The 15,267-nt window shown below is 36.9% G+C and carries 14 protein-coding genes; 7 read left to right on the forward strand and 7 right to left on the reverse strand.

Annotation, left to right across the window (positions count from 1 at the left end):
* Positions 1-122: 122 nt before the first annotated feature.
* From ESZ26_RS19545 to ESZ26_RS02895, 3 genes are all read right to left on the reverse strand, one after another.
* Positions 123-569 carry a pilin gene (locus ESZ26_RS19545; protein ID WP_146797843.1) on the reverse strand — a complete coding sequence of 149 codons (447 nt, stop codon included), beginning with the start codon at positions 567-569 and terminating at the stop codon, positions 123-125.
* 160 nt (positions 570-729) lie between these two features.
* A complete protein-coding gene (gene nadC, locus ESZ26_RS02890; protein ID WP_395880607.1) occupies positions 730-1,608 on the reverse strand; it encodes a carboxylating nicotinate-nucleotide diphosphorylase in 879 nt (292 codons plus the stop codon).
* A 91-nt stretch (positions 1,609-1,699) separates the two neighbouring features.
* Entirely contained in the window at positions 1,700-2,218 is a 519-nt protein-coding gene (locus ESZ26_RS02895) for a retropepsin-like aspartic protease family protein (RefSeq protein WP_146797839.1), read from the reverse strand.
* A gap of 42 nt (positions 2,219-2,260) precedes the next feature.
* Here ESZ26_RS02895 and ampD point away from each other — a divergent pair, with 42 nt between their 5' ends.
* Both ampD and ampE read left to right on the forward strand, forming a co-directional pair.
* Positions 2,261-2,854, forward strand: a complete 594-nt coding sequence (gene ampD, locus ESZ26_RS02900) for a 1,6-anhydro-N-acetylmuramyl-L-alanine amidase AmpD (RefSeq protein WP_223271533.1) — start codon at positions 2,261-2,263, stop codon at positions 2,852-2,854.
* Between the two features lie 113 nt (positions 2,855-2,967).
* Positions 2,968-3,891: a beta-lactamase regulator AmpE gene (gene ampE, locus ESZ26_RS02905; protein ID WP_146797837.1), complete on the forward strand. Its 924-nt coding sequence runs from the start codon at positions 2,968-2,970 to the stop codon at positions 3,889-3,891.
* A gap of 132 nt (positions 3,892-4,023) precedes the next feature.
* Here ampE and ESZ26_RS02910 read toward each other — a convergent pair whose 3' ends face one another.
* Entirely contained in the window at positions 4,024-5,958 is a 1,935-nt protein-coding gene (locus tag ESZ26_RS02910) for a DNA topoisomerase III (RefSeq protein ID WP_146797835.1), read from the reverse strand.
* A 192-nt stretch (positions 5,959-6,150) separates the two neighbouring features.
* Positions 6,151-6,879: a cytochrome b/b6 domain-containing protein gene (locus tag ESZ26_RS02915; RefSeq protein WP_146797833.1), complete on the reverse strand. Its 729-nt coding sequence runs from the start codon at positions 6,877-6,879 to the stop codon at positions 6,151-6,153.
* A gap of 329 nt (positions 6,880-7,208) precedes the next feature.
* Here ESZ26_RS02915 and ESZ26_RS02920 point away from each other — a divergent pair, with 329 nt between their 5' ends.
* From ESZ26_RS02920 to ESZ26_RS02940, 5 genes are all read left to right on the forward strand, one after another.
* Positions 7,209-7,436, forward strand: a complete 228-nt coding sequence (locus tag ESZ26_RS02920) for a glutaredoxin family protein (protein ID WP_146797832.1) — start codon at positions 7,209-7,211, stop codon at positions 7,434-7,436.
* Positions 7,437-7,555: 119 nt separating this feature from the next.
* The gene (locus tag ESZ26_RS02925) at positions 7,556-9,448 is read left to right on the forward strand and encodes a tetratricopeptide repeat-containing diguanylate cyclase (RefSeq protein WP_146797831.1); all 1,893 of its coding nucleotides are present in this window, start codon (positions 7,556-7,558) and stop codon (positions 9,446-9,448) included.
* 19 nt (positions 9,449-9,467) lie between these two features.
* Positions 9,468-10,604 carry a hypothetical protein gene (locus ESZ26_RS02930; RefSeq protein ID WP_223271532.1) on the forward strand — a complete coding sequence of 379 codons (1,137 nt, stop codon included), beginning with the start codon at positions 9,468-9,470 and terminating at the stop codon, positions 10,602-10,604.
* A gap of 22 nt (positions 10,605-10,626) precedes the next feature.
* Positions 10,627-12,750, forward strand: a complete 2,124-nt coding sequence (ovoA, locus tag ESZ26_RS02935) for a 5-histidylcysteine sulfoxide synthase (protein ID WP_146797830.1) — start codon at positions 10,627-10,629, stop codon at positions 12,748-12,750.
* Positions 12,751-12,756: 6 nt separating this feature from the next.
* On the forward strand, positions 12,757-13,941 hold the full coding sequence (locus ESZ26_RS02940; protein ID WP_146797829.1) for a pyridoxal phosphate-dependent aminotransferase: 1,185 nt from the start codon (positions 12,757-12,759) through the stop codon (positions 13,939-13,941).
* Positions 13,942-14,089: 148 nt separating this feature from the next.
* Here the strand turns inward: ESZ26_RS02940 and trhA are convergent, their stop codons facing one another.
* Both trhA and ESZ26_RS02950 read right to left on the reverse strand, forming a co-directional pair.
* Positions 14,090-14,725 (reverse strand): PAQR family membrane homeostasis protein TrhA, encoded by a 636-nt coding sequence (gene trhA / locus ESZ26_RS02945; RefSeq protein WP_146797827.1) that lies wholly within the window; start codon positions 14,723-14,725, stop codon positions 14,090-14,092.
* Positions 14,726-14,941: 216 nt separating this feature from the next.
* On the reverse strand, positions 14,942-15,160 hold the full coding sequence (locus tag ESZ26_RS02950; RefSeq protein WP_146797825.1) for an EF-hand domain-containing protein: 219 nt from the start codon (positions 15,158-15,160) through the stop codon (positions 14,942-14,944).
* Positions 15,161-15,267: the final 107 nt, after the last annotated feature.

Below are 15,267 nucleotides of genomic sequence, written 5' to 3' on the forward strand. Positions count from 1 at the left end.
ATGTTAATAGTAAGTATAGCTGAATTCATTTTCGAATTAAGGAAAAAATTTTAAAATAGATTGATATAAAAAAAGCTCCATAGGAGCTTTTTATCTAAACTTACTTATGTAAAATAATTATATTATTTTGCTTTACACCAACCGCTTGTTAAACAACTAGCTGTTGTTGAAGTTATTGTCCAAGTTAGTGGGCTTCCTGTAGGGGTAGCAATCATATTTGAAGAGTCGGTTGCTGATGTTGACGCAGCTGTTATAACACCATCGGCAATAGTCATAGTATCAAGATTTGCGTAGGTTCCAGTAGCTACTGTAGCTGGAATACCTTGATAACCAGCATCACATGCTGTTAATGCACCTTCAGTTTGAAAGCATAGTTCGACCGCAGTTCTCGCGGCACCAACCATAGAAACCACTTCGGCAAATTTAGCTTTCTTCGTATAATCCTGGTAAGCAGGTAATGCTACCGCGGCTAAAATACCGATAATCGCAACAACGATCATTAATTCAATAAGGGTAAAACCCTTCGCTTTATTTAAAGATTTATTTTTTAAAGATTTAACATTGTTCATAATAGGTATATCCATACATGATTACGGGGGCTGAATTTATATTGCGACAAAATTCAGGAAATGTAAAATTTTGTGACACTTTTTTTATGTTTTTTTTGAAAATAGTTAGAAAACTGTTAATAACAAATAGCTTTTTAACTAAATATATCACTATTAAATGTTAAACAAAGCGCATAGAAAGGTCAATAGCATTGATATTTTTAGTTAATGCGCCCACCGAAATAAAATCGACACCTGCTTTTGCATAGCTTTTAAGTGTTTCTATGGTCATATTGCCAGAAACTTCTAATTTGGTTTTACCTTGTGATATTTCAATTGTTGCTATAACTGCTTGTTCGATCATTTCATGGCTAAAATTATCAAGCATAATAATATCACTGCCAGCATTTAATGCTTGAGTGAGTTCAGCGATACTTTCAACTTCAACTTCAACCGTTTTATTTGGATGATTTTTTCGAGCGGTCTGAATCGATTTCTCAATACCCCCACAGGCAGCAATATGATTTTCTTTAATTAAGAAAGCATCAAATAAACCAATCCGATGATTAACACCACCACCACATTTTACTGCATATTTTTGCGCACTACGCAAGCCAGGCACTGTTTTACGAGTATCAAGTAACTTGGTTTTGCTACCTGATAATTCTTTAACATAGCGACTGGTTAACGTTGCAGTCCCTGAAAGTGATTGTAAAAAATTTAAAGCACAGCGTTCGCCAGTCAGTAAAATACGTGCGTTTCCAGATAATTCAAATAAGGTGCTATTGGCTTTGACACTTTCACCGTCGTTAACAAACCAAGTAATATCAGTTTTAGTCTTATATATAGCATCTAGCTGGGCGAAAACTTCATTAACCCAAGCCACACCACAAATAATACAAGCTTCACGGGTAATGATATTAGCAACGGCTATATTTTCCAGTGGAATTAACTCAGCTGTAATATCTTGGCTATTTTTTAATGCGTCGGCGTTATCAACACCTAAATCTTCACATAATGCCCAAGTTACTGTTTTTTTAATATCGTGTTGTAGTTGCACAGAAAGCATTGAATTTTATTCTCTTTTTTTGGTAAATAATTAAGTAAGTTTTTAGTTGGTCGTTTATCGCCAGTAAATCACAGCAGGTAGATCATTGCTCGCGTAAAATAAGTTCCTTACCTATCTGGCTGAATTCTACCCTTTTTAATGCGCTCATGCCCAATAGAATTTCATTAGACTGCATGCTGGGATTGATGTGGGCACTAACATCATACAAATAAATATTACCAATACTGAGCTGTTGTAATTCAGTTTGATAAACAGTGGTAGTGCCATTTGCCGTATTAACAAGCGATGGCCGATTTCCTTTTAGCTGTAATTGCTCTGCTATATGAGCGGGAATAGACACTTGTGTTGCTCCAGTGTCGAGTAAAAAAACTACCGGCATCTCATTTATTTCACCATGTACAACATAATGACCTTGGCGATTTTGTTGTAATGTGACTTCCGCTTTACCCTGTGTATTTAAACTAATCTGCGGGTCTTTGTTAGGATCCCATTGTTTATCAAGTACATCTTGAAAGAAAAACACCATTAATGCCAACGCACATAACCAGGCTAACCAAATAAATACTTTTCCCATTTTGTTTGTCGGATCAAATTCAGTCATACTCTATATACATATCTTGAAATTAAATATTAACGCTATTGTATGACGAAAGACTTAAAAAATAAATTGTCCGCCGAGCAAAATAACAATATGCCTATTATCAGTGGCTGGCTTGTTAACGAAGAACAACAAAAATCACCACATTTTAGTGTGCGAGATAAAAATGATACGGTTCATTTATTGGTGGTACATAATATCTCATTACCGCCAAATCAATTTGGTGGTGGCTATATCACCGATTTTTTTTTAGGGAAGTTAGATAGTAAAGCACATTGCTATTTTGAAGAAATTGCTCAGTTAAAAGTCTCTGCCCATTGCTTGATCACTAGAGCAGGGCAAATTATTCAATATGTTTCATTTGATGATAAAGCTTGGCATGCGGGTGTATCTTCCTACCAAGGACAGGATAAATGTAATGATTTTTCTATTGGTATTGAGCTTGAGGGCGCTGATGATATTGCTTACACTCCCGCGCAATATCATACCTTGGCGCAATTAACCCAAGCATTGCAGCAAAGTTATCCCGCCATTAAAAGTAATATAACGGGACATAGTGATATCGCGCCAGGGAGAAAAACAGATCCGGGTAATGCTTTTAATTGGCAACATTTCCATGATTGTTTAAAGTCTAGTTAATTCAATAGCAAAGGGTATATACTCGTTACCAATCAAAATGCAGGTATCAGAGTGTTTGAATGGCAACGGCGATATACTCATTTTAAAAGTGGATAATAAATTAGGAAAACTATATGAGTCTTATTAGCTTACTTATTGCCTTGGCGGCAGAGCGTTACTTGTCGACGACAGCGTGGCAATTTAAAACCTATTTTCATGCTTATGTTAGTCTATTTAAACGCACTAAATTAAGGCATTTAGCCAAGCCGTCAATTGTCTCACAGCTTATCTTTATTGCCATACCCGTTGTTGTTTGTGACTTACTGTTCGAGCTTGTTGATGATGGCTTACTCTATTTAATTTTTTCAACCATGATTTTGATTGTTTGTTTTGGTTGTACGAAAACACGGCAGACCTATAAAGCTTATTTATTGTCGGCTTTTCGAGGCGAACCAACAACATGCGAATTGCATCATAGCCAACTGCAACAAGATACTTGCAGTGCGCCAATGAGTTTTGGCCAATTATTAGTATGGTTAAATTACCGATACTTTATTGCCATTATGATTTTATTTGTTGTTTTTGGACCCGCGGGCGCATTGTTTTATCGTCTACTAGTGACCATGAATGAATGTCCTGAAGTGCTTGCAGAAGAATGTAAAGACAAACAAGTAGAAGTTGACGCTGAGCTTGATGAAGCGGATGTTGAAGTGAATAATGATGCTGATACCAGCGACTCGACGGAAAAAAATGAATCTCAGCTATTGAAAGATATGCTCTTTTGGGTTGATTGGTTGCCAGTACGTATGGTTGCTTTTGGCTATATGCTGGTCGGACACTTTTCAAAAGCTATGCCGGTATGGTTAGAAAATTTATTTGATATTAACAAGCAACCTAACCAAATATTGATCAGTGTCGCACAAAAGTCTGAAGATTTTATGGTTGACCCTGATGACTGCACTGCTGAACCTTGTTTATTAGTAAGGTTAGCAAAGCGGACTTTGCTGTTATGCCTAGCGGTGATCGCGATATTAATACTAACGGGTATTCTTAATTAATTTCTTGCTTGGTAGTTTCTGGGTGGCACTGCTGTGACATCCTTTTTCAAGTACTGAGTCGAGCCCTCGATATATGACACTTTCGCATTAGCGTTAGTATTTACGTGAAAGTGTCACAATAGCAATGAACTATTAACCAGCCTTTTTAAAGCGAGTCTTTCTTTTTGATTTTCGCTTAAAAGGCACTTTAGGTAATTGCTCAAAAGACTGTTGTTCAGCTTGAGCCACCATACTTTTTAGCGTTGCAGTTAATGGCGTAATAAAATTTTGATAGTTACTTCTACGCTCACTAATATCATTGAGTGTCGCTTCCCACTGTGCTGTCATATCTGGCGTTGTTGCCATTTTAGGTAAAGCGTTGATCAGTGAAGTGCCAATATCTGTCGCCGTTATATTTTTACCAATACGTTGTAAAAATCCTCGTTTAAAAAGTAAATCAATAATACCAGCGCGTGTCGCTTCGGTACCCAAACCATCAGTTTCTTTGAGGATCTTTTTAATCTCGCTATTTTGTACAAAACGGGCAATACCTGTCATTGCGCCGAGTAGCGTTGCATCGTTGTAGGCAGTTGGTGCTTGTGTCACTTTCTCAGCAATTAAACCTTGCGGGCAATATAATGTTTCGCCTTGAGTTAATTTTGGCAATAATTGCTCTGTAAAAGTTGTTTGCTCATTATTTTCAGGGGATGTTGTTTTTGTTTTGCTCGATTGGAACATTATTTTCCAACCCAGCTGCTGTGGCACTTTAGCATTAACCTTGAATTTACCTTGCGCTATCTCTAATTCTACTTGTGTTTGCTGGTAACAATAAGGCGGGTAAAATTGGGCTAAATACTGGCGGACAATGAGCTGATAAATGTTTTTTTCAAAAGAGTTGAGAGAAAGATTACTGGCTGATTTTTCTGTAGGAATAATTGCATGGTGAGCACTTACTTTACTGTTATTCCACGCTTTACCTTTAATCGTGCTGTCGGCATTTTTAGCAAACTCGGCATACTTGTTATTTGATTCCGCTAAAATTTGTATAATAGCCTTAGCTTGTTGATGATGTTCTACGGGTAAGTACCTAGAGTCTGATCTGGGATAGGTGATTAATTGATGTTTTTCATATAATGCCTGACAAACATCCAGTACTAATTTTGCATTCATTGAAAATTGCTTGGCGGCATCAATTTGTAATGCTGACAAATTGTAGGGCAGTGCGGCAAATTGCTTTTTGTCTTGTTCGTTAAGCAAGGTCACTATAGCGGGCTTATCTGTGATGCGACTAACAACATTTTCTGCGAGTGCTTTATTAATAATTTTTTTATTTTCATCCATATGGGGAGCACAAGCCTCGCTTGGCTGCCATTTCGCAATGAACTTCTCACCCGCTGGGGTAATAATATCAGCATAAACATCAAAATAATCATGGGGAACAAATTCTGCGATTTGGCGATCTTTCTCAACCACTAAACCTAACAAGGGCGTTTGCACTCGACCGACAGAAAGCACACCATTAAAGCCTACTTTTTGTCCTTGCAAAGTATAAGCGCGGGTAAGATTTATCCCGTATAACCAATCAGCACGTGAGCGAGCCAGTGCTGATATAGATAAAGGCATAAAATCTTGGTTACTCTTTAATGCGTTTAGTGACCTTTTTACCGCTGGTAAGTTTAAATCGCTGATTAATAAACGTTTAACTTGCTGTTTTTTAGTTTTAGACACTTTTAAAAAATCAATTACTTCATCAACCAGTAATTGACCTTCGCGGTCGGGATCGCCAGCGTGAATGATTTCACTGGCATTTTTTACCAGTTTACGTAACACACTCAGTTGTGAACGGGTTTGTGCTTTTGGGGTGAGTTGCCATTGCTCGGGAATAATAGGCAGATGCTCCATCCGCCACTTTTTAAAGTCATCGTTGTAAACTTCGGGATCGGCTTGCTCAAGAATATGACCAATACACCAACTCACTACATCACCATTGCCTAGCTCTATATAGCCTTGTTGGCTTTTATGAGGTTTGGGTAACGCTGCCGCAATGGCACGTCCTAAACTTGGCTTTTCGGCAATATATAGTTTCAATAGAATTTCCAAGGGGTCAATACACACCATTAGAATAAGCTTAGCACAGTAACTGGTATTTTATACAGTATTTGTTCTAGGTTATAATGAGTTCATTTTATTGAAGATGATAATTTTAGTTAACGACCCACTTATACCTGTTATGGTGAGTGGGTCGTTATCTCGACGAGGACGCTGGGATGAAAATGAGCTTTACTTGTCTTTAGGTAAATATTTATAACCATGGATCATTGAAGAAACAATAGAATGTTTCTCACGTCGTTCAGCAAAAAATACCGCTAAAATATGCAGAGGGATTAATAACAACAAAAAGTAAAAGCTGTAAACATGAGCTGTTATAAAAGGCTTTCTAAAACTACGCATTTCTGTATAAGCATCCGCATCAACATTTTCTTTACTGTAAGGCTTAATTAAAGCTACTTGGCTTTTATCTTGGGCTATGCTGCCAGCAAAATACTGTCCAAAGGGCGGATAATAAATGTCGGTACCCGCAATCACTAAACCTGAAACCATTTGAATAGACAAACTTAACATTAAAGCGCCAACCATAAGTTTACCGAGCGGACTATGACCTTTAAATGCTTTATTTTTATCTTTTTTGAAATCGGCGAATTCTTGTTTAAAGGCTTTATTAAAAGGCAGTGTTTGTCCCCAACGCTCGTATCCTTTACCAATAAAACCAAGGATAATTCTAAAAATTAAATTTGCTGCAAAAACATATCCCACACAGACATGAATTGTTTTAAGCAGTATTTTCCCGTCCGTTGAGATACCTAGGTCTTTACCGAAATAAATAATACTGCCAATAACAATAAGCAGTAGTACTGATAATACATTTAACCAATGAAACAAACGAATATTTCTACTCCAAACAAAGGTTTTAACTATAGTGGAAGTGATATTTACTTGGTTATTTTGCATGATTATTACTCTTTTTATTGGTTAGTACTTTTCCTTATTATTTAATAATAACCGAAAGGTTTACCTGCCGCTAACACTAAGTGATGGCTACGGATATTAATGGTAACGGGATATTTTAACGTTGATTTATGTCTTTATAAATACGCGGCGTTATTTTGGTGTTCTGACTATTAATTTAATTAAATTCGGTGTAAGTCTCAGCGTTTTTTAAGAAGAGTTCCTGTAAACTAGCGATCACAATAATAAAATAAACATCTGCATCAGCGACACTCTTTTAAAATATTTTGTTGAAAATAATGTCGTGGCATCGATAACCAAGGAAATTTAGCGTGAAAAAAATTGTTTTATACAGCATGAGTAACTGCCCACATTGTGACACGGCGAAAGCATACTTAGATAAAAATAACATAGCTTATCGTTTGTGTAATGTGAAGACAGCAGCGGGGCAAAAAGAGTTTCGCAGAGCAAACTTTAGATCAGTACCTGTCATAAAAATTGGTGAACAATATCTGCAAGGTTTTAAAGTGAATACTTTTAAAGCGCTTTACGAGGATTAATATTGGCCGATACATGGGTGATTATACAATTTTATGGCTTTAACTCGTTTTAAAAAAAGGTCTATGCTAAAGTTAAAATACTTGAATGAATTAACAAGATCATTGATTACGGATGTGTAATGAAACTTGATTTTTTTCGGTTTTTTTCGGTTGTTATTATTATCGCTGTCTTTTCCTGTACCCAATCACAGGCAAGTAACAGTGGGCAATTAGCAGCAGAACAAACTGATGTGTTAAGTCGCTTATTGAATATGGATGAAGAAATACATCAACAGCCTCTGCAGTCTTATCAACAATTAGTCAGCGTAAAAAACACTTTCTCGACTATGCCAAAGCTACAAAAATCTTGGTGGTTATTACGTAAAGCGCAAGCAGAAAATTTGCTTTATTTCTATGAAGACTTTAATAAAACAGTGGCTCAAGCCATAGCACTTATTGACGAAAAAACCCCGTTACAAATTCAAAGTCAACTTTATATTTACCAAGGTTTAATTTATCGTCGCCATGCTCAGTATGCTGATTCTGTACTTATTCTTCGAAAAGCTATGTCTATGGCAAAGATAAATAATTTAACTTACCTTTTTATTATTGCTAAACAAGAACTTGCTTTTACAAAAAGTATAACTGAACTCTACGAGTTATCATTGAACGAAATGCAAGAAGCTTATTTAGACGCCTATTCATTAAAAGCACACTTTCTAATTGCTGTTATCAATGAAACCTACGGTGCTATTTATGGTTATATGGACGATTATGAAAAATCGATAGAATATTATCAAAAAGCGTTAAAGACTTATGAGCGTCTAAATTATCCAGCCCATATTTCAGAGGCGATTTACGGCATTGCTATAACCTATCGTTACTGGCAAAAATATGATTTGGCCATTCGCTATTTTGAGCTTTATCAAGAAAAAATTGCTTATACGCCTAATACCGAAATTTCCTTTTTTTCAGCTTATGGCTTAGGCGTGACACTGGCGGAAAAAGGCGATTGTGTTAAAGCGATTGATGTGATCAATCGTGCCCTAACGTTAAATGGCTTAATTGATTATAATGCTGAACTATATAAGCAGCAGGTCCACTGCTTTATTATCTTGGGTAAGTTGGAACAAGCGCAAGCATCGTTGACTAAAGCCGAAAATATATTTATGTCTTTACCTGAATTAGTTGGTACTAAATGGCAGCTGGAAGTCATAAAGCTTGGCTCAGAGCTTGCTCATGCAAGAAACAATGACAGCGAAGCTTTTCAATTATCTCGACAGTACTATAAAAAATATAATAAGTTACTGGTAAAAAATTCCAGCATACGTTTAACCACTGCGCGGGCATCGATGGAAAATGAGCGAAAATATATCGAACAAGCGCTTACTCTGCAACGAAAAAAAGTAGCCGTTTTAGAAAGTAATTCATACCATCAACAAAAATTACAGAACCTCTATCTATTGATATTTATGTTATGTGCTGGCGTGATTGTGGTTATTGTGATGACAATTCAGTATAAAAATAATAAGAAAATGTATGCGCTATCGATTAAAGACCCATTATCAAACCTCTATAACCGTCGCTATATTTTTGAGTACTTAACAAACTACCTTAAAGATGTCTTAATAGAAAAAACTGAACTTTCGGTTATTTTATTTGATATAGATGACTTTAAAGCGGTCAATGATAAGTTTGGTCACCCGGTCGGTGATACCGTTATTAAAAAAATAGCTGATCTTTGCCATGATGTCTTTCGTAATGAAGATGTCATTGGCCGCGTTGGGGGAGAAGAATTCTTATGTATTTTACCTCGTACCGACGAAACGCAATGTAAAGTGATTGCTGAACGTTTTTTGAAAAAAATTAGTCAGCAAATTTTTCTAGAAGAGCCAAGGGTACAGATAACCGTAAGTATCGGTATTGCAACCTTGTCTCAACTTAGCCCAACGAGTGAAATGTTATACCTACATGCCGATGCGGCCCTTTATCAGGCGAAGCATAACGGTAAAAATAATGTGGTTATATATTAATAGAAAGCCATTACCTCTTATGAATAATACAACACCGTTAACCGTTCAAGCTATTATATTATTACAGAACTATATAAAACAGCTTGGCTTTACTCCTGTGATTCACTTTGAATTAGAAGGTTGTTATCAGCTCGACAGTAAAATAAAAAGATTCTCATTGGATTACCAAAGAATTAATCGTCAGTTAGCCCGTGCAGGAATTGACGGAGAATTAGTGCCAGAGTATTGGCATAGTCAGTGGGAGTATGTTTCTATATTTAATGGTCAGTCACCGTTAAAAGAAGCTAATAACTTAAGTCAGGCGCTAAATCTTTTACCTCGCTTATTTGCTGAACAAGGCATCAGTAAAACATTAATCAAACCGGTTGTCTGGTCTGGTGATAAAGGCAAGTTAGCCAATGGTAGTGGTGATATCTTCACCACAGAAACACGAGCAGTGCATATTCCTAATGCTGTTCAAATGAATATTAGTGCGCTTGATAGTGAAGGTAAAAATATTATTATCGAACGCGGGTTTGGTGAATACTTACAGCAATGCTTTCTTGATACTAGCTTAAATTGTTGCTTAGTCTACTTACCTGAAGAAGAAGCTTTTGAACGACTAGCATTAAAAAGTAAGTACGGTTTAGCGGCAGAGTTATGTTCACCGGTTGATATTTCAGGCGGGCACCAAGGCAGTATTGCCTTGTACAAAGAAGTGGGTAAACATAATCAAGCGATGGGCGAAGAGCCGGTACTTTATAATCATAAAAATGAAGTGTTAGTTAAGCGACAAAATTGGCAAAAAACCGCCCGTATCGAGCACAGAATTGGTGCTTCAAGTGTGCAATATAATGCTTATTTTAATATTATTTATTCTTTATTGAACTTAATTGACGCGCTTGAAGTATATAAGGGTGATAACTGTCGCAGATTGCTCCGTAAAGAAGTTCATCAGCAAGATTTACCTTTTTCATTGTATGATAATACAGTACAAGAAAAATTGGGTGCAATATCACTATTTGAAAATGATCACTGGTTTAGCGAAAGTTTAAATAAGCTCTCGGGTCAATTTATAAATGGTGACCAAATATCAGGACAGTTGCTGTTAGGTGACAAATTAAAGCAAATGATTTTAGCGCCGTATCAACAAAAACGTATTCTCATTCATTCATGACCATTAATTTAATAAATATAATATGAATCTTATCAATAATCAAAATGTTACCCCACAGCTTAATGGCTTATCTGTAGATGAAAAACGTGCAGAGCTGAAAAGCTATTTCCACAATACTTGGACAACATATGAATCGTTATTTGCTCTAATCAATAACGATGAAGCCTATTACTTACGGCCTGAGACTTTACGGCACCCACTGATTTTTTATTTTGGCCATACGGCTACTTTTTTCATCAACAAATTACTTTTAGGTAAGTACATTAATAAGCGCGTAAATACTAAATTAGAGGCTGTTTGCGCGGTTGGTGTCGATGAAATGAGTTGGGACGACCTCAATAGTGAACATTACGACTGGCCTAATGTTGATGAAGTAAGAGAGTACCGTCATCAAGTTTTCGCTTTGGTTAATAATCTTATCGATACTATGGAAATCAGTTTACCTATCAAACAAGACTCGTTAGCTTGGGTGATATTAATGGGCTGTGAGCATGAACGTATTCATTTAGAAACGTCATCGGTGATTATGCGTATGTTACCGTTAGCTTGTTTAACGCAGCCATCAGCAGTAGATGAGCAATGGACCAGCTGTACTCATTTTTCAGTAGCTCCAGAAAATCAATTACTAGCCGTTGCTGAACAACCTATCGTATTAGGTAAAAAATCGACCGACGAAACTTACGGCTGGGATAATGAATATGGCGAGTTATCAGTTGATGTTAGCGCCTTTTCGGCATCTAAATATTTGGTTTCCAATCAAGAGTTTTTAGCTTTTATCGACGCTGGTGGTTATAAAAAACCACATTATTGGAGCGAAGAAGGGCAAAATTGGCTAAGTTTCACTAAAGCTGAAATGCCCCGTTTTTGGCGCAATAATAATGGTGAATATGTGCAGCGAAACTTGCTTAACGAAATGCCTTTACCTTTAAATTGGCCTGCAGAAGTGAATTACTTAGAAGCGAAAGCTTTCTGCCATTGGAAAAGCGAGCAAACTAAGACAAATATCGCTATGCCCACTGAAGCACAGTGGCATTGTTTAGTAAATAATGTCAGCGATAATGAAGAACAAGCACCAGCCAATATAAATTTAGCTCGCTATGCTTCATCATGTCCGGTTGACGAGTTTTCAACGGGAGATTTTTATGATGTTACTGGCAACGTATGGCAATGGAATGAGTCAGCAATAGATGGTTATGAGGGCTTTAAAGTTCATCCACTCTATGACGATTTCTCGACGCCAACCTTTGATGGTAAGCATAACTTAATTAAAGGTGGCTCATGGATCTCTACTGGCAACGAAACCCTTGCGTCGTCTCGTTATGCTTTTCGTCGTCATTTTACTCAGCATGCCGGTTTTCGCTATGTTGAAAACCTTGATGGCAAAATACCATTAACGCCGGTTAACCGATATGAAACCGACGTTGAAGTGTGCCAGCAACTTGAAAGCCATTATGGTGAGCAACATTTAAGTGTTGAAAACTATTCACAACAAGTTAGCCAACTATTGTTCAGTAAAGTAAAAGCGCTAGGTGCTAATACCGATAAATTACTGAATTTAGGTTGCAGTGTTGGACGAACTGCTTATGAGTTATCTGAATATTTTCAGCATATTGATGCGGTAGACTTTTCTGCGCGCTATATTCAATTTGGTGTACAGCTTCAACAACAGAAAACACTCCGTTACACCAACGTTATTTCAGGTGACATACAGAGTTTTCACGAAGTATCTCTTAAGGCGTTAGCGCTGAATGATAACGCTGACCATATCGTATTTAGTCAGGGTGATGCCAGTAATTTAAAACCAATGTTTAATGGTTATGATGCTATTTTAGTTGAGCATGCGCTAGAAAAGAGTTATCAGCCTAAACAGTTGTTAGCCACACTGTCGCAGCGACTTAATAAACAAGGATTACTTTTTGTATTAACAGATCATCAGTATTCAGCACAACACACAGAGAAAGAAAACTGGTTAGGTGGTCTTAAAGTCAACGGTGAAAATGTTATTGGTTTGGATGGCTTACATGAAAAATTAGCAGAAGAGTTCACTTTTCTAGAAGCACAACCTTTAACGCGAGTGATTAAGCAAAATCAATGCACTTTCACAGTCACAACGACAGAAATGTCAGTTTGGCAGCGGAAAAGCTAGTAGACGATGAGCAATACTTTACCGGCGCATATTGCCTTTGGTCAACGGCTTGCAGAAAATCAAAAGGTGACCATCGCGCACAATTTGAGCAACTCTTGCGGTCAGACATTATCCGTGGCGCAGTTGTGTCGTCTGGGCAATATTAGCCTTGATAACCTTCTGGCCGAGCAAGCGTTATCCTATGCGTCGCTAAGTGGCAGCCATTATTTACGAACACTTATTGCCGATTTTCACCAAGACCACAATCATCATAAAGTTAAGTTAACGGCTGAGAATGTTTTAACCTTTTGCGGCGCACAAGAGGCGTTGTCAGCCATTTACCAAACGGTGCTTGGCGAAGAAGAAATAACTCAATGTAATAAGCCTGAGCAACATGCAGCGATTGAAATTGTTGTTATCACGCCATGTTACCCATCTTTAGTGACAATGGCCGAGCAAATGGGGATAAAAGTAAGATGCCTTACCGTTGATTTTCAACAAAACTGGCAAATTAACCAAGCAGCACTTTTAGCCCTAGTAAACGAAAATACCCGACTAATTGTCTTGAATTCTCCCCATAATCCCAGTGGTAGCATAATAGACACTCAATTTGCTGAGCAAATATTAGCCGTCGCAAAACAGTTCAATTGCTACCTGTTAGCCGATGATGTATCACAAGCAAGCAATTATAATAATCTTGACTTAGCCCATCACTATTTAGACTATGAGCGCACCATTGTTGTTTCGGTATTATCGAAGAGTTTTGGTTTGGCAGGTTTACGTATTGGCTGGGCAGTATCTAAGGATAAGTTATTGCTGAAAAAATTATTAGCAGTAAAAGCCCAAGGCTCAATTTGTAGTTCAATTGTTGATGAGAAACTGGCAGAACTTGCCTTAGAAAACCACGTCAAAATCATCAGTGAAAACAATATTATTATTAAAGATAATATTGCGTTATTTCAGCAATTCATTGACAAAAACCAGTCACACTTTAGTTGGTTTCCACCCCAGGCCGGCTTACTTACCTTAGTGAAATGTCATAGCGATTTACCTATGCTTAAATGGGCTGAGCAGCTCGCTGAACAAGTGGGTATATTCGTTTATCCCTCTTGCCTATTTGGGCTTACTGGACCATATTTTCGTTTAGGGCTAGGTGCAAAAAACTTTCCAATGACACTAGACTCATTACAAGGTTTTGTTGACCGTTACTAATCGTTATTGCTAAGCAAGGTGATAATTAAGCTTGAAAGCGTGCAATAGCCATTAAGTTTTAATGGCTGAAATGTCTATAAAATTTATCGAATCTATCTGAGCAATTATTGGCTCACTTGATTTGGCTAGTGCTAAGGTGAATGAGCGCTTACAAGTAAAAATAGATCATAAAAAAGTGACAGGCTGCGCCACCCAAGACAAATAAATGCCAAATAGCGTGGTTGAAATGTATACGCTTTTGAACATAAAAAATAACCCCTAAACAATAAATAATACCGCCGAGAGCAAGTAGTGTTAAGGCTTGATTCGATAGTTTGTCATTTAGCTGTTCAATAATGGTTATAGAGATAAGTCCCATACCTAGATAGGTGATCAGCGATGTTTTTTTATAGCGATGACCAAACTTCATTTTAAAAAACACCCCTAATATAGCCATACTCCAAATAACCGTTAGCATAATCTTACCGAGTTGGTCGTCCAAGGCGATCATCATTAAAGGTGTATATGTTCCTGCGATCAACAGGTAAATAGCACAATGGTCGAGTAATTTAAAAAGCTTTTTTTTATCAGGGTCTTGAAATGCATGGTAAAAAGTTGAAGCGGTAAATAGTAAGACCAAACTGGCACCGTACACGGCATAACTAATTATTTTTACTAAGGAATTATCAGTAAAAGCTGAGGTGAGCAGCATGTAACAGGCAATAACAGACAATATTGCGCCCAAGGCGTGGGTCAAGGTGTTGGCTATTTCTTCATTAGTACTGTAGCTAGCTTGGCTGGTCATTTAGTATCCTGTTATTTTTAATCATTACTTTTGTATGTATTTCAGTGTACACGTGTACACTGAAATAGTAACAGAAAAAACAATTGAAACAAGAGGTCAGACCAATGAATTTAAGATATAAAAAAAGAGCTTTTATAAGCTCTTGATTAAATGAAAAATATTAATTATATCTTTCACAACAAATATTTTTTGTACAGTAAATTTTAACGTGAGACGCTATAAAGCTAATTCAATGACCATAGCTTTGAGTTCTTCTTTGGAAATAGAATTATTATGATTGACATCAAATTTATTAAAAATACTCTCACACATACGGATACCCTTATCTTGCAAAAGGCAGTCAATTAATTCAACAAATTCACTACGGCTAATAGCTCCGTCTTTATCTTCATCAAAAAATTCAAATAATTCGTCAACCCACTGATTAATGTTCATCAGTTATCCTTTTTAGTAGTATTACATCTAATAAATACTTTATCTTTAATTGTGCTATTTGTGAATGATTAATTGCAACATTAAGTTAATAAGAGCGATTTTATCTT

Source organism: Colwellia hornerae, assembly GCF_007954355.1.
GTDB classification, from domain to species: Bacteria; Pseudomonadota; Gammaproteobacteria; order Enterobacterales; family Alteromonadaceae; genus Colwellia_A; species Colwellia_A hornerae.